This window comes from Neobacillus niacini (assembly GCF_048572935.1).
Taxonomy (GTDB): domain Bacteria; phylum Bacillota; class Bacilli; order Bacillales; family Cytobacillaceae; genus Neobacillus; species Neobacillus niacini.
In genome coordinates, this window is record NZ_CP183883.1 from 3,723,103 (window position 1) to 3,748,465 (window position 25,363).

The 25,363-nt window shown below is 37.3% G+C and carries 23 protein-coding genes and 1 pseudogene; 9 read left to right on the top strand and 15 right to left on the bottom strand.

Annotated features, from left to right (window positions below; all coding sequences use genetic code 11):
• Positions 1-234 precede the first annotated feature (234 nt).
• The 14 genes and pseudogenes from ACN6MT_RS18355 to ACN6MT_RS18420 all read right to left on the bottom strand — a co-directional run bounded on the left by ACN6MT_RS18355 (position 235) and on the right by ACN6MT_RS18420 (position 14,095).
• Positions 235-1,713, bottom strand: a complete 1,479-nt coding sequence (locus tag ACN6MT_RS18355; protein ID WP_419887418.1) for a SulP family inorganic anion transporter — start codon at positions 1,711-1,713, stop codon at positions 235-237.
• A gap of 230 nt (positions 1,714-1,943) precedes the next feature.
• On the bottom strand, positions 1,944-2,516 hold the full coding sequence (locus tag ACN6MT_RS18360) for a 5' nucleotidase, NT5C type (protein WP_419887419.1): 573 nt from the start codon (positions 2,514-2,516) through the stop codon (positions 1,944-1,946).
• Positions 2,516-3,622: a bifunctional diaminohydroxyphosphoribosylaminopyrimidine deaminase/5-amino-6-(5-phosphoribosylamino)uracil reductase RibD gene (gene ribD / locus ACN6MT_RS18365; RefSeq protein ID WP_419887420.1), complete on the bottom strand. Its 1,107-nt coding sequence runs from the start codon at positions 3,620-3,622 to the stop codon at positions 2,516-2,518. Before ribD ends, ACN6MT_RS18360 begins: the two co-directional genes overlap by 1 nt.
• Positions 3,615-4,370 carry a GTP cyclohydrolase II gene (locus tag ACN6MT_RS18370; protein WP_419887421.1) on the bottom strand — a complete coding sequence of 252 codons (756 nt, stop codon included), beginning with the start codon at positions 4,368-4,370 and terminating at the stop codon, positions 3,615-3,617. The genes ribD and ACN6MT_RS18370 overlap by 8 nt, the downstream gene beginning before the upstream one ends.
• A 132-nt stretch (positions 4,371-4,502) precedes the next feature.
• The gene (locus tag ACN6MT_RS18375) at positions 4,503-5,138 is read right to left on the bottom strand and encodes a pentapeptide repeat-containing protein (protein WP_419887422.1); all 636 of its coding nucleotides are present in this window, start codon (positions 5,136-5,138) and stop codon (positions 4,503-4,505) included.
• Positions 5,139-5,207: 69 nt separating this feature from the next.
• On the bottom strand, positions 5,208-5,927 hold the full coding sequence (locus ACN6MT_RS18380; RefSeq protein ID WP_063254291.1) for a YebC/PmpR family DNA-binding transcriptional regulator: 720 nt from the start codon (positions 5,925-5,927) through the stop codon (positions 5,208-5,210).
• 173 nt (positions 5,928-6,100) lie between these two features.
• The gene (locus ACN6MT_RS18385) at positions 6,101-6,901 is read right to left on the bottom strand and encodes a hypothetical protein (RefSeq protein ID WP_063254292.1); all 801 of its coding nucleotides are present in this window, start codon (positions 6,899-6,901) and stop codon (positions 6,101-6,103) included.
• A gap of 314 nt (positions 6,902-7,215) precedes the next feature.
• Positions 7,216-8,226 (bottom strand): DUF3231 family protein, encoded by a 1,011-nt coding sequence (locus ACN6MT_RS18390; protein ID WP_419956477.1) that lies wholly within the window; start codon positions 8,224-8,226, stop codon positions 7,216-7,218.
• 63 nt (positions 8,227-8,289) lie between these two features.
• Positions 8,290-8,443 (bottom strand): annotated as a pseudogene (locus ACN6MT_RS18395) (mechanosensitive ion channel family protein); the annotation flags it as partial.
• A 255-nt stretch (positions 8,444-8,698) separates the two neighbouring features.
• Complete coding sequence (locus ACN6MT_RS18400) at positions 8,699-9,910, bottom strand: ABC transporter permease (RefSeq protein ID WP_419887423.1); 1,212 nt, start codon at positions 9,908-9,910, stop codon at positions 8,699-8,701.
• A gap of 1 nt (position 9,911) precedes the next feature.
• The gene (locus tag ACN6MT_RS18405; RefSeq protein ID WP_419887424.1) at positions 9,912-10,796 is read right to left on the bottom strand and encodes an ABC transporter ATP-binding protein; all 885 of its coding nucleotides are present in this window, start codon (positions 10,794-10,796) and stop codon (positions 9,912-9,914) included.
• 165 nt (positions 10,797-10,961) lie between these two features.
• A complete protein-coding gene (locus tag ACN6MT_RS18410) occupies positions 10,962-12,317 on the bottom strand; it encodes an arsenic transporter (RefSeq protein ID WP_419887425.1) in 1,356 nt (451 codons plus the stop codon).
• Between the two features lie 248 nt (positions 12,318-12,565).
• Positions 12,566-13,888, bottom strand: coding sequence for a hypothetical protein (locus tag ACN6MT_RS18415; protein WP_419887426.1), 1,323 nt, complete (start codon positions 13,886-13,888; stop codon positions 12,566-12,568).
• 42 nt (positions 13,889-13,930) lie between these two features.
• Positions 13,931-14,095 carry a hypothetical protein gene (locus ACN6MT_RS18420; RefSeq protein WP_419887427.1) on the bottom strand — a complete coding sequence of 55 codons (165 nt, stop codon included), beginning with the start codon at positions 14,093-14,095 and terminating at the stop codon, positions 13,931-13,933.
• A gap of 408 nt (positions 14,096-14,503) precedes the next feature.
• Between ACN6MT_RS18420 and ACN6MT_RS18425 the strand changes: the two genes are divergently transcribed.
• The 6 genes from ACN6MT_RS18425 to ACN6MT_RS18450 all read left to right on the top strand — a co-directional run bounded on the left by ACN6MT_RS18425 (position 14,504) and on the right by ACN6MT_RS18450 (position 20,297).
• Positions 14,504-15,571, top strand: coding sequence for a CotH kinase family protein (locus ACN6MT_RS18425; RefSeq protein ID WP_419887428.1), 1,068 nt, complete (start codon positions 14,504-14,506; stop codon positions 15,569-15,571).
• A 151-nt stretch (positions 15,572-15,722) separates the two neighbouring features.
• Complete coding sequence (locus ACN6MT_RS18430) at positions 15,723-16,268, top strand: hypothetical protein (RefSeq protein ID WP_419887429.1); 546 nt, start codon at positions 15,723-15,725, stop codon at positions 16,266-16,268.
• A gap of 63 nt (positions 16,269-16,331) precedes the next feature.
• Positions 16,332-17,531: a hypothetical protein gene (locus ACN6MT_RS18435; RefSeq protein ID WP_419887430.1), complete on the top strand. Its 1,200-nt coding sequence runs from the start codon at positions 16,332-16,334 to the stop codon at positions 17,529-17,531.
• 176 nt (positions 17,532-17,707) lie between these two features.
• Positions 17,708-18,379, top strand: coding sequence for a DUF2642 domain-containing protein (locus ACN6MT_RS18440; protein ID WP_419887431.1), 672 nt, complete (start codon positions 17,708-17,710; stop codon positions 18,377-18,379).
• 185 nt (positions 18,380-18,564) lie between these two features.
• Positions 18,565-19,755, top strand: coding sequence for a M14 family metallopeptidase (locus ACN6MT_RS18445; RefSeq protein WP_419887432.1), 1,191 nt, complete (start codon positions 18,565-18,567; stop codon positions 19,753-19,755).
• A 149-nt stretch (positions 19,756-19,904) separates the two neighbouring features.
• Positions 19,905-20,297, top strand: a complete 393-nt coding sequence (locus tag ACN6MT_RS18450) for a thiol-disulfide oxidoreductase DCC family protein (protein ID WP_419887433.1) — start codon at positions 19,905-19,907, stop codon at positions 20,295-20,297.
• 152 nt (positions 20,298-20,449) lie between these two features.
• Here the strand turns inward: ACN6MT_RS18450 and ACN6MT_RS18455 are convergent, their stop codons facing one another.
• Entirely contained in the window at positions 20,450-20,860 is a 411-nt protein-coding gene (locus ACN6MT_RS18455) for a VOC family protein (RefSeq protein WP_419887434.1), read from the bottom strand.
• A gap of 479 nt (positions 20,861-21,339) precedes the next feature.
• On the opposite strand from ACN6MT_RS18455, the gene treP reads away from it, so the two are divergent.
• The 3 genes from treP to treR all read left to right on the top strand — a co-directional run bounded on the left by treP (position 21,340) and on the right by treR (position 25,237).
• Complete coding sequence (treP, locus tag ACN6MT_RS18460; RefSeq protein ID WP_419887435.1) at positions 21,340-22,764, top strand: PTS system trehalose-specific EIIBC component; 1,425 nt, start codon at positions 21,340-21,342, stop codon at positions 22,762-22,764.
• A gap of 76 nt (positions 22,765-22,840) precedes the next feature.
• Positions 22,841-24,508 (top strand): alpha,alpha-phosphotrehalase, encoded by a 1,668-nt coding sequence (gene treC, locus ACN6MT_RS18465; RefSeq protein ID WP_419887436.1) that lies wholly within the window; start codon positions 22,841-22,843, stop codon positions 24,506-24,508.
• Positions 24,509-24,520: 12 nt separating this feature from the next.
• A complete protein-coding gene (treR, locus tag ACN6MT_RS18470; RefSeq protein WP_419887437.1) occupies positions 24,521-25,237 on the top strand; it encodes a trehalose operon repressor in 717 nt (238 codons plus the stop codon).
• Positions 25,238-25,363: the final 126 nt, after the last annotated feature.

Genomic DNA, 25,363 nt, shown 5'->3' on the forward strand with positions numbered 1-25,363 from the left:
GCACCTGTACGTAATAGAAAATATCAATAAATTGCGACGAGTAAAATGCATATTCGACTAAAATCCTTGATACCTTCAAAAATTATCAAAATATCGGAATGAGTGAGTACGTAATACAAACTGATTATGTCGAATCGCATCGATGTAATATTTGAAAAATATGGAGACTTTGTGAAATCACTTTTGTTATTAAAAAAACACGCTGATGTTAGTATCAGCGTGTTAGTATATTGATTAATGACCGGCAGCCTTTTCAAGGCCGCCTGGTTTATTATGAACTGCAAGCTTTTCTATCAATTTATTACTCTCTTTATTCAGTCCTATTAAATGAACTTTTATATCATTCTGGTGATATTTTATGACGACCTTATCAATAGCGCCAACAGCTGAATCATCCCATAAATGTGCTTGTGTTAAATCAATACTTACTTCCTTTACGTCCTCATTGTAGTTAAAGCTGTCTACAAAATCCGTAGCCGAAGCAAAAAATAATTGACCTGATACAGTATACACTTTTTTTTGTGAACCTGTTGAAGCGGATGTCGTTACTCTCACTTTTGAAATTTTGGAAGCAAAGAAAATCGCACTTAATAAAATTCCTACCAAAACACCCTTTGATAAATCATGTGTCATTAAAACAGTTCCAACCGTTGCGATCATCACGATTGTATCTGAAATCGGTGTCTTGTGGATGTTCTTTATAGATGACCAATCAAATGTTCCGATCGAAACCATGAACATGACTCCAACCAATGCAGCCATTGGAATTTGGACCAAAAAATCATTTAACAGGATGATTAACACCATAAGAAACACACCTGCAACAAATGCAGATAATCTTCCACGTCCGCCAGATTTCACATTAATAACAGATTGTCCTATCATAGCACAACCAGCCATACCTCCGAAGAATCCTGAAACGATGTTAGCAATCCCCTGTCCCCTTGCTTCCTTATTCTTGTCACTCGTTGTATCCGTCATATCGTCAACAATAGAGGCTGTTAATAGCGATTCAACTAGACCAACAATCGCAATCGAAAGGGAATACGGGAAAATGATTTTTAAGGTTTCAAATGTAAAAGGAATATCAGGAATTAAAAAGAACGGTAGAGTTTGAGACAATTCCCCCATGTCCCCAATCGTCCGAACACCACTTCCTGTCATAACCGCAATAATCGTAATCGTTATAATCGCGACTAATGGAGACGGAACAACCTTTGTAAAACGAGGAAAAATATAAATTATCGCTAGTGCTCCTGCTACCATTGCATACATTGCCCAAGATTCTCCAACAAAATGTGTTAATTGGGCAGAAAAAATTAAAATGGCAAGTGCATTTACGAAGCCGATCATAACGGAACGCGGGACAAATTTCATTAAACGTCCTAATTTGAGTACACCCATTATAATTTGAATAACACCCGTAAGGATGGTTGCAGCCAGTAAATACTGTAAACCATAGTCTGCCACTAACGTCACCATTACTAAGGCTGTAGCACCTGTCGCGGCTGATATCATTCCTGGTCTGCCCCCTACAAATGCGATGACAACAGCAATGCAGAATGAAGCATACAAACCAATCATCGGGTCAACGCCAGCAATGAGTGAAAAAGCAATCGCCTCAGGAATTAATGCCATCGCGACAACAATTCCGGATAACACATCTCCTTTAATATTGCCAAACCATTCATATTTAATTGTGCTAAGATTCATAGAGCACCTCTTTCTATTTTTTTATCTAGTAATGACTTTCAACTCTCATGAAAGTCGGGTCCGTTGTGAACAAAAATCAGTATATAAGATTGTGACAAATTTGTGAAATAGAATGTAAACGTGAACACGTATCATTTTTGCTGTTTTTCTCAATAATCCACTTGTTTTCACCTTAATCGGTGAAAAAGAAAAAAACAGGAGGGTTCTCTTTACCCCTCCTGCTTACCTGATTATTCAAGTTCTTTGTTTAATATTTCACTTAATTCCGTCCAATCAACTATACGGGGATATTGTAACTGTCGATTATAGGATTGATCTCTTACAAATACTTTTAAGGAATCATGAGTTAATGTATCTAAAACTTCAGCCTTATCATCAAAGTAATAGTCTAGCTTTAATTCTTTAATAATTTGAACCTTTTCATGATCCAGCATTCCATAAAAAAAACGGTCACCCCGGACGGGGAAGCCTTGTTCTATCATCCACTTTTTCGTCCGCTCTCCATGTTCCTTAGGCCTTGCTGTTATGTAATAGATTTCATGCCCTCTTCTCTCTAGTTCTTGTAACGTTTCAACTGCATTTGGAAATGGAGGACAGTCTGTATAATAAATCTCTTCTAGAGAGGATTTCCACATTTGACTTCCCTCTTCATCACTTAACCCAAAGGGCTCATGAATCTCCACTCTATTTAACTGATGAAATATTTCAGATGGTACATTTTTGTTTAATCTTTTATTGTATATATTAAATGCATGTTCTCTTAAATTGATTAATGTATCATCAATATCGAAACCAAATTTCATTATTTAGGCTCCTCGTGTGAGTAAATCGGATATCCAGTGAATTTATAATCAGGTCCAATCGGCTGTATAGATAAGTCAGCTAACTGTACAGCATCTTTCATTTTATCCATCCCTGACCCTGCTAAAAAGGAGGGAGCACTGCTGCCGCCAATAATTTTGGGAGCTACATATAAAACTACTTTATCAATTAATTTATTTTCGAGGAACGCCCAGTTAACGGTGCCTCCTCCTTCGATTAATACGGAGGAAACAAGTTTCTCTCCCAATATCTGAAGGACTTCAGATGGATTAACATGTTTTGATCCGCTTGTTGGGAATATGGTTATTCCTAAACCTTCTAATACCTTGCGTTTTTCTTGATCATACTCTTCGCTTGTAAATATCCATGTCTCAGCTAGCTTATCCGTCACTACCTTAGATTCTAAAGGAATTCTTAAAGTGGAATCCAAAACGATCCGGATAGGATTACGTCCATTTGGTATACGTGTGGTAAGCTCTGGATCATCCTTTATAACCGTATTAACGCCAACAAGAATCCCCATATTCTCGTTTCGAAGGCGATGGACATCTTTTCGAGCTTCTTCCGAAGTAATCCATTTACTATCAAAGGAATGAGTTGCAATTTTCCCGTCTAGGGTAATGCCAGCTTTCAATGTCACAAAAGGTGTTCTCTCAACAATGAACTTATTAAATACTTCATTCATTCTTTGTGATTCGTCCTGACGTACACCTATAATGACTTCGATACCAGCATCCTCTAGAATTTTTACACCATTCCCTGAAACAACAGGATTTGGATCAAGGGTTGCGATGACGACCTTTTTAATCCCTGCTTCAACAATCGCTACAGCACATGGACCCGTTCTACCATGGTGGGAACATGGTTCAAGAGTCACATAAATGGTTCCGCCTCTTGCTTTTTCACCAGCCATTCGAATGGCATGGATCTCAGCATGCGGTTCACCAGCCTTCAAGTGAGTACCTATTCCAACTATTCGATTATCATTGACAATTACAGAACCAACCAACGGATTCGGGTCAGTTTGGCCTTTCATTGCCTGGGCATTTTGTAAGGCTAAATCCATATAAAATTCATGATTAGTCATTTGGACAAGTCCCTTCATCTTCTTCTAGATGTCCAGATTTATTAATCTTTGTCTGCAAATACTTCTCATTATACTCGGAAATGTCTCCCCAAAGCGGCTGTCTGCCCGAAACTTGTAATCCTGCTTCTTTTAAAGCATTCAATTTTTTAGGATTGTTTGTCATTAAAGTAACTGGTTTTTGGCGAATCGCCTTTAATACTTGAATGGCGTCGCTGTAATTTCTCGAGTCGTCTACAAACCCTAGACCTTCATTTGCCTCAACCGTATCATATCCGTTTTCTTGAAGCACATATGCCATTGCCTTACTAAATAAGCCAATTCCTCTTCCTTCATGGTTAGCTAAATAGAATAAGGCGCCTGTTCCATGTTCCTGTATCATTTTCATTGATTTTTTAAGCTGATAGCCGCAGTCACATCGTTTGCTTCCAAAGATATCACCGGTATGACATATGGAATGCATACGAATAATCGCATCCTCTGCATACTCAAAGTCTCCATAAACTAAAACACTTGACTGTTGTAATTCAGCTAAGTTTGAAGAGGATAATTTATCAATAATTCTTTCGAAGTCCTCTGTAACTTCCTCACAATTTAACCAGCAGTACCATTTGAACTGAACTGTTTCTCCATATAAATTAACGGGAAGCTTTATCGGTCCGACCAAATAAATTGCACCTTTTTCCGTTCTTATTAATTGGATTTTGTCTTCTAATACTGAAAGTACTTTAGAATCGAGACCTTGTTTCATCTAAATATCCCCTTTTTTTCTTTATTTTTGTCGTATTCATAGTATTTCATGCTACTGAATTTCTAGTAGTGATTTCATTTTTCCTATCACCTTAAGAAGGAGCAATCTTATGAGACTGCTCCCTAGCACCTTTTATTTTATTATCAATCCTAATAATCGTGCAAATCCTAAGGCTTGATCGGCTGTAACTTCACAGCCCGCGAGGTCTTTTATGGATACATTCATTCGATCAAAGATGCAGGTAGTTAAATCAATCCCTTTTAAAGGGGTTTGTTCGAAATTAGCTTCATTTAAATCACAGTGTTTAAATGCTACATGATTAAATTTGGATTCATAGTAGTCCGCATTTCGTAATGAACAATTTTTGAATGCTACCTGCTTGAGTTTGGAATATCCAAACGAGGTCATATTTGCATTACAATTTTCAAATAAAACGTTCCCAAGTGAAGCGTCTGAAAGATTAAGGCCTAAAATCTTAGATTCTTTAAATTCGACCCTATGAATGCTGCCTTCTCTAAAGTCCGTATTAGATAAATCACAGTGTTCAAAGATACAATCTGTTAATTCAATATTTCTAAAGGAAACATCCAAAAAGGTGACATTTTTAAATATGACTTGCTCGAAGCGTATTCTATGTACCTCTTCACTCATAATGGAACAGTCACTAATCATGCACATTTCATAAAAAGGATCTTCCATCGGCTGAAACGGTCTAGCTTTTAAACCATCTGGTATTTTTGGCTGTTGAATTTTTATTGTTTTTGACATTATTCCACCTGCCTTACGAATCATCTAAAAGAAAAGACCTTTGTGAAAACAAAGGTCCTCTTTGAATTCCTATTCACCTAAATCCACATTGTGGTAAACTTGCTGAACATCTTCAAGTTCTTCCAAAGCGTCGATCATTTTTTCGAACTTTGCTTGTGCGTCCTCAGGAAGTGTTACTTCATTTTGAGCAAGCATCGTTAACTCAGCAACAGTGAAATCCTTAATACCGGCATTTTTTAATGCTTCTTGTACAGCGTTGAATTGATCTGGCTCAGCATAAACGATAACAGATTCATCTTCTTCTATAATGTCACGAACATCGACATCCGCTTCCATTAAGATTTCTAGAACTTCATCCGCTGTTTTACCTTCAAGGCCAATAACCGCAGTTGCGTCAAACATATAGGCGACAGACCCGCTGACACCCATGTTACCGCCATTTTTACCAAAGGCAGCACGTACATCAGACGCTGTACGGTTTACATTATTTGTTAAGGCATCAACAATAACCATTGATCCGTTTGGTCCAAAGCCTTCGTAACGAAGCTCAGAGTAGCTTTCTTCTGATCCGCCTTTTGCTTTGTCTATTGCACGGTCAATGATGTGTCTTGGTACATTGTAGGTCTTTGCGCGTTCTAAAACGAATTTTAATGCCTGATTGGATTCAGGGTTCGGTTCGCCTCTTCTGGCTGCTACATAAATTTCAACTCCAAATTTAGCATAAATACGACTCGTATTTGCATCCTTTGAAGCCTTCTTTTCTTTAATGTTGTTCCATTTACGGCCCATATTGTCCACTCACTTTCAACTTTGGCTCTACATAAAAATAGTAATAGAAATAGATTACATGTTCAACTATTTTCTAAAATATTATACCGAAATTGAAAGATTTGTTAAGTATTTATCATCATTACTTACAAATTCAATCGCTAAAACAGTCAGGAAATGAGTTCCTGACTGTTTTAGGATAATTTTAGTTTTGCGATAAACTTAATTTCATTTTGAAATTTTTCTAAAATTTCTTTAAAGGATGAATTGATTAATAGCGGGAAAAGGTTTTCAAGTGCTTCTTCATAATCTTGCCCTAACGCTTCTCGTAAAAGAACATATTCATGAAATAGCAGTGCCTTCTCAAAATCAATTCCAAGTTCATATAAGCCTCGAAACAAAGTCTCTTTAGGAATTTGTTTAATTTTTCTATAGATTTTTTCATTCTTTTCAATAAATTTTTCTTCTAAATAACGCGTTACATAATCTCTATATACCATCTGACCAATATCATTTGTTTCTTTTGCTGTATAATTAAAGCCAATCACACGGCCTTCCTTGTTTTCACGTATAATAAAGGTTTTATTCCCCTTTAAATGTTGAATAAAATTCTTTACACTTTTATCAAAAATTTTGTTGAATTGAATGATTTGATGGAGTTTGACAGCAAAGTCTGTGTTTTCTTCACCCACTACAAATAATCTGTCCACAATAGGTAAAAGTTTTAATACTCCTTCAGACAGCTGACTGGAGGCATCATAGATAATTATATCAAATTCTTTCTTCATTTTTTTTACCATTCGCTTTTGTTCTGAAAGAGACAATTTAGAAAAATCGTGAATCACCTCTTTAGAGAGACCCTCTTTTTCCAATGTTCCATATGAAATAAAAGCTGCTGATAAATCTGTATTCATTTTAAGCCAATGATAAATAGATAAAGATAATTCCGTTACACCTGATTTAGCTTTTGGCGAATAAAAGCCGACCAAGTACATGTTACTCACCTGCCTTTTATTACTATAGTATTGAAAGAACGGTTTAAAGGTTAAAGACTAACTCCTGGATTGTCCCGTTTTTTTAAAAAAGGCTCTGACTACAAAAAAAGATGACATCACATGTATGTCATCCTTACTCCCTTGTGTTTTTTATGAGTGAATAAAATTCAGCCCCAAGATCTGGTCGATTTTCGTAGATACCAATGAGAAACTTGGTTAATTAGGATCAACAAAAAAACCCCTTCGCTTTGAAAGGGCTGTGCGTGAATAATTTTAATAATAAGGGTAGCCGCTATAATGTGTGAATATCATTTTTAACCCTTTATTAATTGGTCACGATCTTCTGCTTGAGGTGGTTCTTCCAACCAACCATGATTAATCATGATATTAGCACCATCTTCGGCATATAGTGAAATTTCAGGGATTAAAGTTGCATATCTTAGACCTATATCTCTTCTTGGACTGGCAGCCATAGCCATGCCGTAGTTTCCAATACCTGCTGCAATCATTCCAGTTATATGGAACATGATTAATTTATCAGAGAAAACAGATGTTTTTGAATCTGAAACCGCCGTGTCCCAACTCATTGGTGCGGGAAGGTCTTCTTTCTTCAAGAAGTCACTAAATATATCTACATGCTTTTGAGCAATTTGCTTTCCTCTGTATAAAAATTGTTTTATTTCTTCATTTTCAGTGGTTTGGGCAAATCCCGTTATCAGTGCTTTTCCAATCGCGTTCGTTTGGACATTTAGAAATAAATGAGTAATTTCTACCCCCGTAATAGCCCTTTTAGGACCAAAGAAACCTGCTAAAAACTGCTGTTTCTTCACAAAGTCGACTTTATCAGGTATAGAAATATAAGGTGGTTTAATATACGTTCCCTGTTTTAACATAATCTCTCTTGATAAATCCTGCAGGTGAACAGAAGCTTCTAATACCTTTTTATGAAAAGACACAACGTCAGGCCGTGTTGCTAAACCCAGTGCTGCACTATTTGCTGCCATAGCAAGAATAGACATATTTTTAAAATACATTTGTACAAAAGTGTCAGAAAACAGTTTCGGTGCATGAGCATGTACATCATCTTCATTAAATCCAACTGGTATCGGGAAATTCTCTTTTCTAAAAAGCTCTTGCATGGTAGAAATATTAGTTTTTGCTGTTTGTAGGACAAATTCAATAATCGGACGGGTTTCTTCATCTTCTACTTTTTCTAAAAAGTGAGTGCTAACACATGCAGCCAGTGAATCGTTTAAATATTGGGTCCATAATGTCGACATTTCAGCTGCTGTTAAACGAAGCTTTTCTTTATCCTCCAATGTCATTACCTCGCTCTTCATTATTGTTAAGCTGTGGCAGTCACTTTCTTCGGTAGTTCCAACTTGGTTCCTTAGTAAACTTTGACCAAGCTTTTCGTTACAAGAAACACAAACGCTCTCTTCTTTGGGGGTCCTCTTGATAGCTGACCGTAATTTTCTCGATAACACCCATTCTACCTTTGTTATAGTTATGTATCGTCCTTATCTCACTATGTGGGATAGTATTCCAAAACATTTTGCGAGATAGACAAAAAATCTAGGGTTCACTTCCTATGTTAGAATCTAATCTTACTTTTCCCAAAAAACAGGAAAGGTAATATATGAATTGGTGTTATAATGAAAGAAATATTGATTTCATGCGAATGTACTTGGATTTTTCGCTGTATATTTGCTGAATCCCTAGTTTCATCAAATGATCTAAGTATCCTTCCAAAAATAAGAGACAATAGGATCAGACCTATCGGCTCTATTTGTATATTTATTTTTTAAACATGGCACTTAAATGAGACCATTTGAATTTTTCACCGTACACCATTACACCTTTCACATAAATCTTAGAAGCCCCTATAGCAAGTAATAGAATAGACGCGACTAAAATGGCGCCGCTAATAATTAATTCCAATGTTGTAAGCTCTCCCATTACAAATTTCGAATACGCTACAATTGGTGAAAAGAATGGGAAATAGGTAGAAAAGTTTACGAGTCCTCCTGTAGGATCCATCATGGTTTTGATACCTACCATTAGCGCTCCAACAACAAGAACCATGACTGGACCCATTACGCTGCCTAAATCTTCCGTTCTAGAAATCAATGAACCTAGTGCAGCGAAACATAATGCATAGACAAGATAACCACAAGCAAAGAAAAAGACAAAGGCAACAATTAATCCAGCATTAATTTGAGATAAATCAAAATCAAATCCTACAATATTAAATTGGTTTTTATTAATCCATCCAATAAGGTAAGCGACATACCCTGATAGAAAAAAGACTGAGACTTGAATTAATCCGGCTGTTAAGCTTGAAAGCACCTTAGCAAAAAGCATGTAAATCGGTTTGATTTTCGTAATCATAACTTCCATTACTCGCGTCGATTTCTCACCGGTAATACTCATTGCCACACCTTGGCCAAACATTAGGATAAAAGTGTACATTAGGAAGATGAAAACATAAACAATCCCAAGGCTTCCATTGTTCTCTGCGAGCATCGTTTCTTCAACAGGAATGGTTTGAAATAATTGACTGATAACCTCCTGAGACAAAGCTTGTTCAGTAGAAACTTTTGCCAAATATTGCTTTTGCAACTGATTAGTGAATGCAAACATTACAGTTGGGTCAGGTGACCGATGATAATAATAATTTACGACAGGAATAGAATTCTTCTCTTTAATTACAATTAAGTGATCAAGATCTTGATCTTTAATTTTCTGTTGTTCCTTCTCTTCATTTTTTATTTGCTCTGTGTGAAGTACTAAGCCCTCTATGTTTTCTTTAAGAATTTTGTCATCAAGACTATAATATGTACTGGTGTTAATCACTGTAACTAGAACTTCTTTTTCATTTGAGGAGAAATGGTTATAAGCAAAATAGCCAAGGATTAACAGTGAAATGACAATCGAAGTGATACGAAATCCTTTTGTTCGTATTTGTTCTCGAATATGAAATAGATACGCTGTCCATAAAGCATTCATGTTACGACCCCACCTTTTCAACGAAAATTTGATGAAGGGTTGGCTGCAAATAGGTGACTTCACTTACAGCAATATCGTCATTTTTTAATTGCGTTAAAACCATAAGAGGGTCTTGTTCTTTCTTTAAAGGAATAATAATTCGTTTTTCTTCCTGTTCAAATGAGTATTGCTGCTGCTGACAAAACGATTTTAATTTATCCACATCTCCGTACAGAGACAAATACATTAACCCATATGAATCTTTAATGACTTCTAGCTCTCCTGTTAACAACGCCTTCCCATCTTTCATAATGACCACTTCTTTACAGAATTTCTCCACCTGTTCCATTTGATGGCTGGACATTATAATTACTTTTCCTTTTTGTTTTTCTTCTAGAATAACCTCCGTTAAAAGATTCGTGTTAACGGGGTCCAGCCCGCTAAACGGCTCATCCAGGATAATGAGGTCAGGATTATGTAACAAGGTTGCAACCAATTGGACTTTTTGTTGATTTCCTTTCGAAAGGTCACCTGCCATCTTGTTTCTATACATTTCGATATCAAATCGTTCTAGCCAATAGTCAATATTTCTTTTTATAGTTGACTTGTTCATTCCTTCTAATCTAGCAAAATAGGAAAGTTGATCAACTACCTTTGCCTTTGGATATAAGCCTCTCTCTTCCGGTAAATAACCGAACGAAGCTCCTTTCAACCCATTTTGATTTTTCCACATAACGGTCCCTGCATCCTGTGTAACCAAACCAAGCATCATTTTAATCGTTGTGGTCTTCCCCGCACCATTTCTGCCGAGCAGTCCGAAAACTTCACCGGAAGAAACAGAAAATGTTAAATGATCCACGGCCGTTTTGTCTCCATATTTTTTTGTTAAATTTTTCACTTCTAGCAAATAATCTTCCCCTTTACTTCAAAAATAAAAAACACTCTGTCATTTATTGTAAACGACAAAATGTTAGTTTAAAAGAATTTTTTACCAATATTAACCACTTGTAACATGGATGTCCACTATTAAAATAGTGAAGGACCCACCTATACGTGAATCCTTTTTATTAGTTTATACATAGACCAGTAAAAGCCATAAATATAAACTGACAAGTGTGAAGATTAATGCTGGAGGGATAACAATGATGGTAACACGCAGGTAATCCATCCAGGATATGTGTATCTTATTTTCTTTAAGAATATGCATCCATATTAAAGTTGCTAATGTTCCGATTGGGAGTAATAAAGAACCTATGTCACTTCCAATAATGTTTGCCAGGTAAACGGTCTTTAGAGTAAGAGGGTCCAAACCCATCTCAGTAAGTGTGATGGTGGCAACCATTAATGCGGGGTGGTTATTAAATAGGTTGGACAATATCCCGGTTAAGGTTCCCATAGTAATGCTTGCATGGAACAGGCTGCCCTGCACAAGTTCACTTAAATGGTCAACCAAGAAGGCTGTAAGACCAATATTATGAAGACCATAAATAATGATATACATATTGAAAGCGAAAATTAATATATGCCATGGTGTTTTAAAGAGCATATCCTTAGGACTTACACCGATATGGACCCATCTCCAAACTAAAAGGATGATTGACCCAACAACGGCAACTAATGAAACTGATATTCCGATAAATGATGCAATGAAGAGACTAATTCGCATGATAAACACAAATATCAGCATTTGGACCATAAGTTTTTTGTGCTTATCAAAAATTTCTTCAGAGTTTTTCTTCAAAGGGTGATAGCGATTTTTTTGATGAAGCGGAATGGAGTAGGAATGGTAACGCAATTCTTTCGGAATGTCCTTTTTAAAAACAAGAAATAGTAAATAGGATAAGAATAACAACCCTATTGTTCCTGGGACAAACATCATTGCGGTATGAAGATATAAATCCATTCCAATAATCTTTAGTGCGATTAAATTTACGATATTACTAACTCCAATAGGTGCACTTGAGGCAGTTGCAATTAAGGCCCCGCTTAAGAGAAATGGAATCATTTGTTGTTTTTTTAGCCCTAAATGTTTAAGTATTAAAATTAAAATTGGGGTTGTAATTAAAATACTGCCATCATTGTTAAAGAAAAGAGTCATTAAAAAGCAAAGTAGTAATGTATACCAAAATAATCTTATTCCTGATCCCTTTGACACTTTTAACATTAAGGCCGCTGTCCATTTAAAAAAGCCAAAACTTTCAAGTATGATGGCCATGACAATTGTTGCAATAATCGTAACAGCCGCTCCGGTTACCTTGGAACCGATATCAAGTAAATCCGGTATTGACACACTGCCGCTAAGTAAAACCACTATTGCACCGATGGTAGCTGGAATTGCTTCATTCATATTTTTTGGACGGATAAAAATCATCAACATGGTTAGTAAAAAAGCAAGTATTGTAATGATCACCGTCGATGGATGATACATATAAGTAATTTCTCTCCTTTCATTTATCATCTAAAATTTATATCTAAAAATTCTCCTTTTCTGCCTTTTCTTGTCCTTTGCTTTATCATACGTAGACCCTTAGAGGCTTGAACTAAACGAATATCTTGAATTTATGTAAATCAGCAGGTAACTAGAAATTTTATTGAAATGTTGGTTGGATAATGGCCTATCTTTTTAATGCTAAACGAATACCTAGTGGAACCTTTATAGGCAGCTGTCTAAGGAATTTATGTAAATACGAAAAAAACCGGTACTCCACAAGTACCGGTTGGTAAGATATTATTTTTTTCCTTTTGAGTCTTTGCCTTTTCCTCTGGACCCATGAGAGCCTTTGGATCCTTTACTACCTTTAGAACCATGAGACCCCTTGGATCCTCTACTTCCTTTGGACCCATGAGAGCCTTTGGATCCTTTACTGCCTCTAGACCCATGAGAGCCTTTGGATCCTCTACTTCCTTTGGAACCATGGGAGCCTTTGGATCCTTTACTACCTTTAGAACCATGAGACCCCTGGGAACCGCTACATCCTTTGGAACCATGAGAGCCTTTGGACCCCTTACTTCCTTTAGAACCATGAGAGCCTTTGGACCCTTTGCTTCCTTTGGAACCATGAGAGCCTTTGGAACCGCTACTTCCTCTGGAACCATGAGAGCCCTTGGATCCTCTACTTCCTTTGGACCCATGAGAGCCTTTGGATCCTTTACTGCCTCTAGACCCATGAGAGCCCTTGGAACCGCTACTTCCTTTGGACCCATGAGAGCCTTTGGATCCTCTGCTTCCGCCAGACCCACGAGACCCTTTGGAACCTTTGCTTCCTCCTGAACCGCGACTGCCTTTTCTACCTTTAGGACCCTTTGGAGCTTTGTCACCACGAGACCCACTAGAGCCTCTGGATCCTTTGCTGCCCTTACTTCCACCTGAACCCTTACTGCCCTTGCTTCCGCCAGAGCTTTTACGGCCATAACCATAACCCTTACCGCCATAGGTTCCTTTACTTCGGCCCGAACCATATGAACCTTTAGAACCTCGGCCGCGTGAACCACGAGATCCTCTTGACCCTTTACCTCCGCGAGAACCACGGGATCCTCTTGAATCTTTACCTCCACGGGAACCATAAGATCCTCTTGATCCTTTACTTCGGCCCGAACCACGAGAGCCTTTTGAACCTCTGCTTCCACCAGAACTGTGTCTTCCTTTTCTACCTTTAGGACCTTTAGGGCCTCTTTTTCCGTGAGATCCACGGGAACCTCTTGTTCCTCTGCTGCCCCTACTTCCACCAGAACAGCCATATGATCTTTTGCTCCGTCCTGAACCATAAGATCCTTTGGAACCATTAGACCCTCTTGAACCATTACTTCCGCGGGAACCATAAGATCCTCTAGATCCTTTACGTCCACGGGAGCCATAAGATCCTTTAGATCCTTTACGTCCACGTGAGCCATAAGATCCTTTAGATCCTTTACGTCCACGTGAGCCATAAGATCCTTTAGATCCTTTACGTCCACGTGAGCCATAAGATCCTCTAGACCCTTTACTTCCACAGGAACCATAAGATCCTCTAGACCCTTTACTTCCGCCAGAACCCCGAGAGCCTATAGAACCTCTACTTCCACCAGAACGATGTTTACCTCTTCTACCTTTAGGCCCCTTTGGACCTTTTGGGCCTCTTTTACGTCCAGACCCATAAGAACCACGTGAGCCTTTGGAACCTCTACTTCCACCAGATCCCTTGCTGCCCTTACTGCCGCATGTCCCATGACTTCCACGTGATCCTTTACTTCCCTTAGACCCCCGGCTACCGTCTGACCCTTTGCTGCCGCTGGAATCTGAATTATCATCGCAGAAGCATTTTTTGTGTTGCTTTTCATCTGGATTGTTATTTAGAAATAAAACGACTCCATTATCTTTAGCTTTCGATAGCCTCTGATTCATGTCCATCCCCATCTTGGTTTTCCACCACTTTCCATAAATATATTCTTTTCACTCTCTAATTTATGGTAATAAAGTGGTACTTGACATAGACAAACATTTATTTTTTAACATTCATATCATAAATATTTGAGGATCGACATATGACCAATACAAAAATTCTAGATGTTTGTACTGCACAATCCTCCTAGAGGCCGCATACTATCTAGAAAAAATGTATGTATAGGAGTATTTACGTGTTAAAATATGAAATCTTCATTAATCCAAAGTGGCTGCAAAAGTTGGAGGATGATATATGGGAGGATGAGCATGTCCCTGCCGTATTAAAGTTTGCCAATAAACGATACAAAATAGGGCTCACCTATCGGGGGAATGTTATAAGAAAAAAGAAGAAAAAATCCTATAATATCATTTTTCAAAAACCTTATCTCTTTGACGGTGCTCATGAAATCCACCTAAATGCTGAATACGATGATATTTCACTAAGCCGCAATAAACTTTCTCTTGATTTTTTTAATACCATTGGAGTTATTTCTCCACACTCCAAACACGTGCTTCTTTATATCAACGGTTACTGTAAAGGAATTTATTTAGAACTGGAATCATTTGACCAACATCTTCTGAAAAAAAGAAATCTTCCCGATGGCCCCATCATCTATGCCACTAATTATTTTGCAAACTTTTCTCTAATCTCTCCCGAGAACGAATTAAAAACGAGTTTAGATGAAGGCTACACGATCAAATATGGTGAGGAAAAAGACCTATCATTATTAGAGGATTTTATAGAAATGATTAACACCCTCCCGAATGAAGAGTTTGAAAAGGAAATCGGTAAAATCCTAAATATTGAGAAATACCTTAGATGGCTTGCGGGTGTCGTTTGTACACAGAATTTTGATGGGTTTATCCATAATTACGCTCTCTATCTAAATAGCAAAACGAATCTGTATGAGATAACACCTTGGGATTATGATGGGACCTGGGGGAGAGACCTTCACGGAAGGAAGCTTGATTACGATTTCGTACCTATCACTGGGTATAATACCTTAACTGGACGACTTCTCCATACTCACCCAGGTAAATTAAAATACAAAGAAATCTTGACTGAAATCTTAGAAACTCACTTTAATGTTGAAACATTAAAGCCAATTATCGAAGAACAATTTCAGTATTTAAAACCATTTATTAGGACAGATCCCTATATAAATATGGATGAAAAATACTTTGATAAAGAAAAAGATGTTATTCTTGAATTCATTAAGAACAGAAATAGCTATTTAACTAAAAAATTAGTGTCATTATGACTTTTTCTTCTTGTATATGGACTCCATATACTTTTTTTTGCCTATTTTTACAAAAAGGTAAGAAAAAAGGCTCGTCGTTTAGTACAACATCATACCGTGACACATATAAATGCAGTGTAAATGTTTATTTAATTAAAGGAGGATAAATATTGTGAATAACGACATGTGGAAGTCTTTAGTGGGGAAGACGATCAAGGTTGACAGAGGCGGACCTGAATCAAGAATTGGTAAATTAATGGCAGTTCTTGATGACCATCTAGTCCTTTTGACTAAGGACGATGGTGTGCTTTATTATAATACGCACCATGTCAAAAGTGTAACAGAGAATTCAAAGGACACAATGGATATAGGAATTGAGGTTCCAGAGAATTTCGAATTTAAAAGCGCTGCAAACTTCCAAGGTCTACTAGAGAGCCTAAAATTCCAATGGGTAAGAATTAACCGTGGAGGTCCCGAAAAACTTGAAGGTGTTATTAGTGAAATTAACAAAGACTTTGTTTCATTGATTAGTAAAGAAGAAGTTGTCCGTGTTTCTACGTGGCATATTCGTAATGTTAGCTATGGATTAAAAATTGAAAGTGAAAAACAAGAAGAAAATAAAGACCAAGGTAAAGAAGAAAACACTATGTCTCAAACAGAAAAACAAGCAGTAAGACAAAGGGTTGTACGTGCTGAAAATGCACAAGTAAGACAATGAAAAATTTATCACTTGTCGCTTCTTTAATAGAAGCGACAAATTTATCCTAAGGAGGAACATTGAATGGGATCTGATAATTTTTCATCTACTGTAGATTTACTAAAAGGATACAATGTAAATCTGTATGTTGGTGAAGAAATTATAAAAGGGAAATTAATGGGTGTAGAATCTGATCATATTATTATAGAAGACGAAAAAGAATACGTCTATTACTATAGTATTGATAAAATTCAGGCGATTACGAAAAATACGAAGGATTTTAAAGGTGAAGAAATCACGACTGAATTTATGAAAACCCAAAGTTTAGCGGACTTATTAAGCTCATTAAAGAATTCATGGGTATCTATTTTGTGCTTAAACAAGCAATCTTTTACTGGGGTACTAAGTATTGTTGATAGCGACTTTGTTACGTTAATCAATGGTGAAGATCGAATTTTAATCAAAATCTCACACATTTCAAATATATTAAAAGGATATCGTAAAGAAGAAAAACAAGAAGAAGAAAACAAAAATGAAACAGAATCAGCTGTTTCCGAAAGTAAAGCGGAAGATACAGATAACAAGTATGTTGAAACTCAAGTATTCATGAAGGCAGACAACCAGGAATCTGATGTTCAACAAGTAGTGAATCTGGTAGAGGTTGACGTGATAACTGCTCCAAAAGCAACTGCAGATCAACCAGAGAATGAGAAAAAGGTTTGGGCAGAACCTATCAAGTCCACATCAACAGTCATAAAAGTCAGCGATGACATCAAAAAAGAAGAGAAAAAGCAGATTATTCACAATGATAGTATTCCACAAATTGTGAATAGTAAGTGGTCGAGAACAGAAATACCGCAAACACAACAAGGAGAAGTGAAAAAGCAAAAATCAGAGGTTGTCATTCAAAATATTGTGCAACATGATAAAGCGAGTGTCCTAAGACCTGCTCCGCCATCAGTGGAAAAAAGAGCACAGGTAAAACAGACTGTACGTGAGCAAATGAAAGCTGTACCTGTACCGAAAAAAGAGGTAACTGCAAATTCAACGCAGGAACTATTAAATAAGGTGAAAAAAGTCAAGGAAACGATTGATACCAATCCACTTATGAAAATAGATAAGTCAAAAATGAGCACCGTTGAAAGTAAAAAAGAGGAAATCAAACCGAAGGCTCAAGAAGTTGGCGCATCTCGGTTTTCAGGTGAACCTGCTAAGCGTGACTTTGACCGAAGATCCATCTTCTCTGGTTGGCCGAATCGGAATAACTCACTAAGACGCATTTAATCACACCAAAAGATAATGGGTGCAAATGATTCCTATAAATTTACATTCTCTATTCCTATGGCAATTACTATCCATCATAAATTTTACAATAAAGAGCTGGGCATTCCTTATTAATATCCAATCTATGTGCACCCGCTCTTTTTGTAGAATCACTTTACTAGAAAGGATGTGATTAGATGAAATTAAAAGACCATGTTGGTACCTATATAAAACTTGAAATCTCCGGTAACAAACCCATAAGTGGAATATTAATCGATATTGGCAGTGATTTGTGGGTTATTTTTAATGGTTATGATTATTTATATATTCCTACGGTGCATATTCAAAACTGGAAGATTCCTAAAATAGAAGAAATTGATGAAATCATCACACTATCAGATGATCAATCCCCTATTTTTAATCCTAACGAGGAAATTTCACTACGAAAAACACTCACGGCAGCAAAGGGTATTTTCACAGAAATATTTGTGACTAGTAAACAATCGATACACGGCTATATTATCAGCATTATGAATAATTATTTTGTTTTCTACTCCCCTATTTATAAAACAATGTTTATTTCTCTTAACCACTTAAAATGGTTAATTCCTTATACCAATAACCAGCGCCCCTATGGTTTAAGCAATGCGAATTTACCAGTTAACCCCTCGAACATAACATTTGCACGATCATTTGAAGTTCAGATTGAAAAATTGATTGGGACATTAATTGTATTTAATCTTGGAGAAAATGAGAATTGTATGGGGAAAATAATGGGAATAAAAAATAATTTCGTTGAATTACTAACGGCAAAAGGTGACCCTGTCTATTTAAATCTACAACACATTAAAACCGTTCATATGACATAAGTATGTTATCAGCCACTTTTTGGTAACATGAATCATTCTTTCTATATAACATTCACAGAGTGTCCTAAGGGCGGCACTCTTTTATTTATTAGTCCTCTGATAAGTGAAAATAAAAACCTACATATATGGTAAACTTTCCTGCATACATTTTAAGTAAGACCATTTTCGACCATCAGGAGGATTCCATGGACATCTATGTGAGACAAGGTGATTCTTTATGGTATTACAGTCAATTGTATCAATTGAATATCCAACTGATATTGGATTCTAATCGTGATATTCAACCAAGTCAGCTTGCAGCAGGACAGCGAATCCGAATTCCAGGGTTTGTGGGGCAGGATTACCAGATTCGGCGCGGGGATTCTTTTTGGAGTATTGCGCAAAATCGTAATTTGTCACTGGATGCGCTGCTGCTTGCAAACCCTAATGTAAATCCTAATCGTCTTGTAATCGGCCAAAATATTAAGGTTCCCCTTCGGATTACTTGGAGACTCGTTCAAGGAAAGCAGCATTATGATTTTAGTCGTATGATGAGTGATATCGCACGTTTGCAAAATGTATATCCATTTCTCCGAGTAACAAATGCCGGAAACTCAGTACTTGGCAATCAGATTCCTGAAGTTCTAATAGGTAATGGCAGTAAAAGAGTTCACTATAATGCGTCTTTTCATGCGAATGAATGGATAACAACGCCTATCTTAATGACCTTTCTAAATGATTATTGTTTATCGCTTACGAATGGAAGTTCCATCCGTGGTCTATCCACTTTTCCATTATATAGGCAAAGTTTGCTGTCTTTAGTTCCAATGGTTAACCCAGACGGAGTTAGTCTTGTAATGAATGGTCCGCCAGAAAATGAAACGTGGAGAAATAGAGTGATCGAACTAAACCGTGGAAGTACCGATTTTTCTGGTTGGAAAGCAAATATTCGAGGTGTTGATCTTAATGACCAGTTCCCTGCCCGCTGGGAATTGGAGAAAGCAAGGAATCCTACTCAGCCTGGACCGCGGGATTATGTGGGTGAACGGCCGTTATCAGAACCAGAAGCGATTGCGATGGCAGATTTGACTAGAAAACGTGACTTCGCTCGAGTCCTAGCCTTTCATACCCAAGGTGAGGTCATCTACTGGGGATTTGAAAACTTGGAGCCGCCTGAATCAGAGGTGCTTGTTAACGAGTTTTCTAGAGTCAGCGGTTATCAGCCCGTCAAGAGTATCGAAAGTTATGCTGGATATAAGGATTGGTTTATCCAAGACTGGCGCCGCCCTGGATTTACCGTCGAGCTCGGAACAGGTACGAACCCTCTCCCACTGACCCAATTTAACGAAATTTATGAAGAGACATTGGGAATATTTTTAGCTGGACTTTATATGTAATGACCTATTTCAGTTTTGAAATAGGTTTTTTATTGTTGGAGTTCTTTACGGTTATGCGCCAGTATTAAAGGTGTTTATCCGTAACTAAACTTTGACCAGCCTTTAATCATTTTTTGTTAATATTATTTATACAAGGGATAGGTGAAATCATGGAAGCAATTATTTTATTTGATGGAATATGTAACTTCTGTAATAGCAGTGTTCAGTTCATTATCAAGAGAGATCCAAAGGGTTATTTCAAGTTCGCTTCACTCCAAAGTGAGATTGGACAGCAGCTATTGAAGCAATACGGGGTTAGTAAACAGATTGACAGCCTCATAGTCATTGAAAAACAAAAAGTCTATATAAAATCAAGTGCAGCATTACAGATAAGTAAAAAATTAAGTGGATTTTGGAGGTGCTTTACGATACTAAGGGTCCTCCCTCCTTTTTTTAGAGATTTCCTCTATGACCTGGTAGCAAAAAATCGTTACAATTGGTTTGGTAAAAGGGATAGTTGTATGCTGCCTACTGAAGAAATGAAAAAAAGATTCTTAGTGTAAGAATTATTTTCGAAAAATGGACATGTTCACTACATGCCTGTACTAGGTGGTACATATATTAAAGTAACCCATGATACAATACCTCCTTTAGAAAGTGGCCCCACCACTTTCTTTTTTTTGCAAACAAAAAAGCACTTAGAAAGTGCTTCGAATTATGACTTTTGATAATTCAATTCCCATATAATCCCAAACTGATCTTGAACTCTTCCGTATTTGGCACCCCAAAATGTATCCTCTAGTTCCACAAGAGCCTTTCCCTTTTTTATTAGTGAGTCATACAAATTTTGAATTTCTTCTTCACTTTCAGGCTCGAGTGTAAGAGTAATATTGTTACCCACAACAACCGACTGACCTGGGAAGGTATCGGAAAACATAAGTGAAATGTCACCTTTACTTAGTTTTGCATGCATGACCCGTTGATCTGCTTCTGGCGGAGTCGGATAATCAGCTTCACCGAATGTTTGTAGACCGATAATTTCAGCTCCTAATACTTCTTTATAAAACTCCAAAGCTTGTTTTGCGTTTCCTTCAAAAGATAAATAAGGTGTAATCTGTCCCTTCATTCTAAACACTCCCTTATAACAAATAAGCAACAATATATTATTGTACATAAAGCACAAAATTTATTCAAAAAATTCAAAAAAAAGACCTTTGACAGATGTCAAAGGCAAAAGGTGAGCTTAGTGGTCAAGGCTAAGCTCTAGTTTTAGGAGGTCTAAACTCAGAAGAATTTAAACAAGTTGATTATACCATTTTCCGAAAATTCATTCAACAGTTTAAAGCGTTAAAGTTGAAAAGTTATGAACTTGTAATAATACCTCCTATAATAAGTAAATCACTAGTAATGGTCAACCCCCTTTTTTATTAAAAACAAATATGTTGACAGTCTTGTATATACAAGTTAGAATGTAACCGTAACCAAAAAACTTGTATATACATGTACGAGGTATTGGATTGAAACGTACACATGAATTGGTAAATACAAGGAAATAATACATTATATAAAGAATTGGAGATTCCAATTCCTACAGGGGGAAAAAACATGACGAAGTTCACTGAGTCAGCAAAAGAACTGCTCGAACACGTTGGGGGCAAAGAAAACATTGCGGCTGTAACCCATTGTGTTACGAGAATGCGCTTTGTATTAAACGATCCGAGCAAAGCGGATGTAACAAAAATTGAATCTCTTAAACCGGTAAAAGGTACTTTTACCCAAGCAGGACAATTCCAGGTAATCATCGGAAATGATGTATCTACCTTCTATAATGACTTTGTTAAAGTTGCCGGTGTTAGTGAAGCATCGAAAGACGAAGCAAAAGTAGCTGCAAAGCAAAATATGAATTGGCTGCAACGTATGATTGCTCATCTTGCAGATATCTTTACACCGTTAATTCCTGCACTCGTTGTAGGTGGTTTAATCCTTGGATTTAGAAACGTAATCGGTGATATTAAATTGCTTGAAGATGGAACGAAGACAATCGTTGAAGTTTCTCAATTCTGGGCGGGAGTTCACGCATTCCTTTGGTTAATTGGTGAAGCAGTGTTTCACTTCCTGCCAGTCGGTATCACCTGGGCAGTCGCTAGAAAAATGGGTGCAACACCAATCCTTGGTATTGTCCTTGGTATTACATTAGTATCGCCTCAATTACTAAATGCCTATGGTGTAGCAGGAGCTAAAGATATTCCAACGTGGGATTTTGGATTTGCACAAATTGAAATGATTGGTTATCAAGCTCAAGTTATCCCTGCTATCTTAGCTGGATTTGTACTCTCTTTCTTAGAATTAAGACTTAGGAAAATTGTTCCGATTTCAATCTCTATGATTGTGGTTCCATTCTTAGCGTTAATTCCAACTGTATTAATTGCTCATACTGTTTTAGGACCTATCGGTTGGACCATTGGTTCTTGGATTTCCGATGTTGTATATACAAGCTTAACTTCTGCTTTTGGCTGGTTATTTGCCGCTATCTTTGGTTTCGCTTATGCACCACTTGTTATCACAGGTTTACACCATATGACAAATGCAATTGACTTACAATTAATGTCTGAGCTTGGCGGAACGAATCTTTGGCCAATGATTGCTTTATCAAATATTGCTCAAGGTTCTGCCGTTCTTGCGATGATCTTCATTAATCGTAAAAATGAAGAAGAAAAACAAGTTTCCATTCCAGCAGCGATTTCTTGTTACCTAGGTGTTACAGAGCCAGCGATGTTTGGTATTAACTTAAAGTACGGCTTCCCTTTCCTTGCAGCAATGATTGGTTCATTAGTAGCCGCAGTTATCTCTGTAGGTAGTGATGTAATGGCTAACTCCATCGGTGTTGGCGGGCTTCCAGGATTCCTTTCTATCCAGCCGCAGCACATGATGATGTTTGCAGTAGCGATGTTGGTTGCGATTGTGATTCCGTTTATTCTAACGATCATCTTTGCTAAAACAGGTATGAACAAATTTTCATTTAAAAAATAAAACTCCAATTTAGGAGGGAGACCATCTCCCTCCTTTTCATTATTAGAGACTCAAAAAATATAGGTAGGTGCATATCATGTCAACATCATGGTGGAAAAAAGCAGTAGTGTATCAAATTTATCCAAAAAGTTTTTATGATACGACCGGTAATGGTACCGGTGATATCCATGGAATCATTGAAAAGCTCGACTACTTAAAGGAGCTTGGTGTAGATGTTCTTTGGCTCACTCCGATATATAAATCCCCTCAAAGAGATAATGGTTATGATATAAGCGATTATTACAACATCCAAGAAGAATACGGTACCATGGAGGACTTCGACCAGCTACTTGCAGAAGCACATAAGCGCGGAATCAAAATCATTATGGATATTGTCATCAACCATACATCCACTGAACATGAGTGGTTCAAGCAAGCAAAATCCTCAAAAGACAATCCATACCGCGATTTTTATATATGGAAAGATGGGAAAGACGGCCTCCCTCCTACCAACTGGGAATCAAAATTTGGCGGCTCAGCATGGCAATGGGATGAAACCACTGGCCAGTATTACCTCCATTTATTTGATGTTACCCAGGCAGATTTAAACTGGGAAAACCCAAAAGTCCGTGAAGCATTATATGAAATGATGCACTTTTGGCTCAAAAAAGGTGTTGATGGCTTCAGACTAGATGTCATCAATTTAATCTCAAAAGATCAACAGTTCCCAGAAGATGACTCTGACGGACGAAAGTTTTATACAGATGGACCTAGAATCCATGAGTTCCTCCACGAGATTAACCAAGAAGTTTTTTCAAAGTATGACATTATGACCGTAGGCGAAATGTCTTCAACGTCCATCGATAATTGCATTCGCTACACGAATCCACGTGATGAAGAGCTCAATATGACATTCAGCTTCCATCATTTAAAAGTAGATTATCCAAATGGTGAAAAATGGACAAAAGCTGATTTTGATTTCCATGCTTTAAAAAACATTTTGTCTGATTGGCAGGTTGAAATGAATAAAGGCGGCGGCTGGAATGCCCTCTTCTGGTGCAACCATGATCAGCCTCGTGTTGTCTCAAGGTTCGGTGATGACCAGCAGTTCCACAAAGAATCAGCAAAAATGCTTGGAACAACCATCCATATGATGCAAGGTACTCCTTATATTTTTCAGGGGGAAGAATTTGGGATGACCAATCCGAAGTTCGATAAGATTGATGATTACCGGGATGTGGAATCATTGAATATGTTTGAAATTCTCAAAAAGGAAGGGTTGTCAGAACAAGAGATTATTGAGATTTTAAAACAAAAATCTCGTGATAATTCCCGTACGCCAGTCCAGTGGAATGCAAGCGAACATGCTGGATTTACCACTGGTATTCCTTGGATTCATACTGCAGCGAACTATAAGGATATTAATGCAGAAAATGCCATGAAGGATTCGAATTCTGTGTTCTATCATTATCAAGAGCTCATCCGATTACGGAAAGAATATGATGTGATGACGAACGGGGATTATGAATTGATTTCTGAAGACCATGAATCTATCTTCGCTTTTGTGCGCAAAACCGAAAATGAAATGCTGTTGGTGATTAATAATTTTTATGGAAAAGACACGAGCTTTTCTCTCCCAGTGAAGTTAGACATTGATGGCTTGGCAAATGGTGTGTTACTCTCAAATTATGAGGACTCAGCACCACTTGCAAAAGAAATACATTTACGACCTTATGAGTCCATTGTTTATCATCTGAAAAAATAATGGGAGATTTCTATGACAAATAAGTATCAAACTATTTTTAATACGATTGTGGATCAGATTAAAAGCGGGGAAATCCCGCCGAATTCCCTTCTCCCCTCTGAAAACGAATTGAAGGAACAATACGATACTTCTAGAGAAACGATTCGAAAAGCCTTAAACCTGCTTGCGCAAAATGGCTATATCCAAAAAGTAAGAGGCAAAGGTTCGATTGTCATTGATATCAATAAATTTGATTTTCCTGTTTCTGGCCTCGTTAGCTTTAAAGAACTAGCGGATAAAATGGAAAAAAAGCCAAGGACGATTGTCAATGAGTTGTCGTTAATTATCAAGCCGGATGCCTATATTAAGCAGCAGCTTCAGCTTTCAGGCAAGGACCAAGTTTGGAAAATCGTTCGAACGCGGGAAATTGGCGGCAAGAAAATCATTCTAGATAAAGATTATCTTGCTGCAAAATACGTCCCTTCTATTACAGAGGAAATTTGTGCAAACTCTATTTATGCCTACCTTGAAAATGACTTAAACCTGAAGATTAGCTTTGCGAAGAAGGAAATCGTCGTGGAAGAACCCACTGCGGAGGATCGTTCATTTTTGGACTTAGAAGGTTTTCATAATATTGTTGTCATCAAAAACTATGTATATTTAGAAGATGCAAGCCTTTTTCAATATACCGAATCCCGGCACCGTCCCGACAAATTCAGATTTGTTGACTTTGCCCGTAGAACACAGTAAAAACCTCAGTTGATTTTGAGGTTTTTCTTTTTTGTTTCCCTTTCATTCGCAAAATGGTTGTTATAGGGAATCAAAAAGTTGCCTTTGGTTCCCTACTGAGTCAGGAAAGCTGATAGGAGGGAATCA

Coding starts and splice junctions, on each gene's coding strand:
- ACN6MT_RS18355 (WP_419887418.1), bottom strand. CDS start 1,713: ATGAATCTTAGCACAATTAAATATGAATGGTTTGGCAATATTAAAGGA.
- ACN6MT_RS18360 (WP_419887419.1), bottom strand. CDS start 2,516: ATGAAATTTGGTTTCGATATTGATGATACATTAATCAATTTAAGAGAA.
- ribD (WP_419887420.1), bottom strand. CDS start 3,622: ATGACTAATCATGAATTTTATATGGATTTAGCCTTACAAAATGCCCAG.
- ACN6MT_RS18370 (WP_419887421.1), bottom strand. CDS start 4,370: ATGAAACAAGGTCTCGATTCTAAAGTACTTTCAGTATTAGAAGACAAA.
- ACN6MT_RS18375 (WP_419887422.1), bottom strand. CDS start 5,138: ATGTCAAAAACAATAAAAATTCAACAGCCAAAAATACCAGATGGTTTA.
- ACN6MT_RS18380 (WP_063254291.1), bottom strand. CDS start 5,927: ATGGGCCGTAAATGGAACAACATTAAAGAAAAGAAGGCTTCAAAGGAT.
- ACN6MT_RS18385 (WP_063254292.1), bottom strand. CDS start 6,901: ATGTACTTGGTCGGCTTTTATTCGCCAAAAGCTAAATCAGGTGTAACG.
- ACN6MT_RS18390 (WP_419956477.1), bottom strand. CDS start 8,226: ATGACATTGGAGGATAAAGAAAAGCTTCGTTTAACAGCAGCTGAAATG.
- ACN6MT_RS18400 (WP_419887423.1), bottom strand. CDS start 9,910: ATGAATGCTTTATGGACAGCGTATCTATTTCATATTCGAGAACAAATA.
- ACN6MT_RS18410 (WP_419887425.1), bottom strand. CDS start 12,317: ATGTATCATCCATCGACGGTGATCATTACAATACTTGCTTTTTTACTA.
- ACN6MT_RS18415 (WP_419887426.1), bottom strand. CDS start 13,888: ATGGTTCCTGTGGAAGTAAAGGGTCTAGAGGATCTTATGGCTCACGTG.
- ACN6MT_RS18420 (WP_419887427.1), bottom strand. CDS start 14,095: ATGGGACATGCGGCAGTAAGGGCAGCAAGGGATCTGGTGGAAGTAGAG.
- ACN6MT_RS18435 (WP_419887430.1), top strand. CDS start 16,332: ATGGGATCTGATAATTTTTCATCTACTGTAGATTTACTAAAAGGATAC.
- ACN6MT_RS18440 (WP_419887431.1), top strand. CDS start 17,708: ATGAAATTAAAAGACCATGTTGGTACCTATATAAAACTTGAAATCTCC.
- ACN6MT_RS18445 (WP_419887432.1), top strand. CDS start 18,565: ATGGACATCTATGTGAGACAAGGTGATTCTTTATGGTATTACAGTCAA.
- ACN6MT_RS18450 (WP_419887433.1), top strand. CDS start 19,905: ATGGAAGCAATTATTTTATTTGATGGAATATGTAACTTCTGTAATAGC.
- ACN6MT_RS18455 (WP_419887434.1), bottom strand. CDS start 20,860: ATGAAGGGACAGATTACACCTTATTTATCTTTTGAAGGAAACGCAAAA.
- treP (WP_419887435.1), top strand. CDS start 21,340: ATGACGAAGTTCACTGAGTCAGCAAAAGAACTGCTCGAACACGTTGGG.
- treC (WP_419887436.1), top strand. CDS start 22,841: ATGTCAACATCATGGTGGAAAAAAGCAGTAGTGTATCAAATTTATCCA.
- treR (WP_419887437.1), top strand. CDS start 24,521: ATGACAAATAAGTATCAAACTATTTTTAATACGATTGTGGATCAGATT.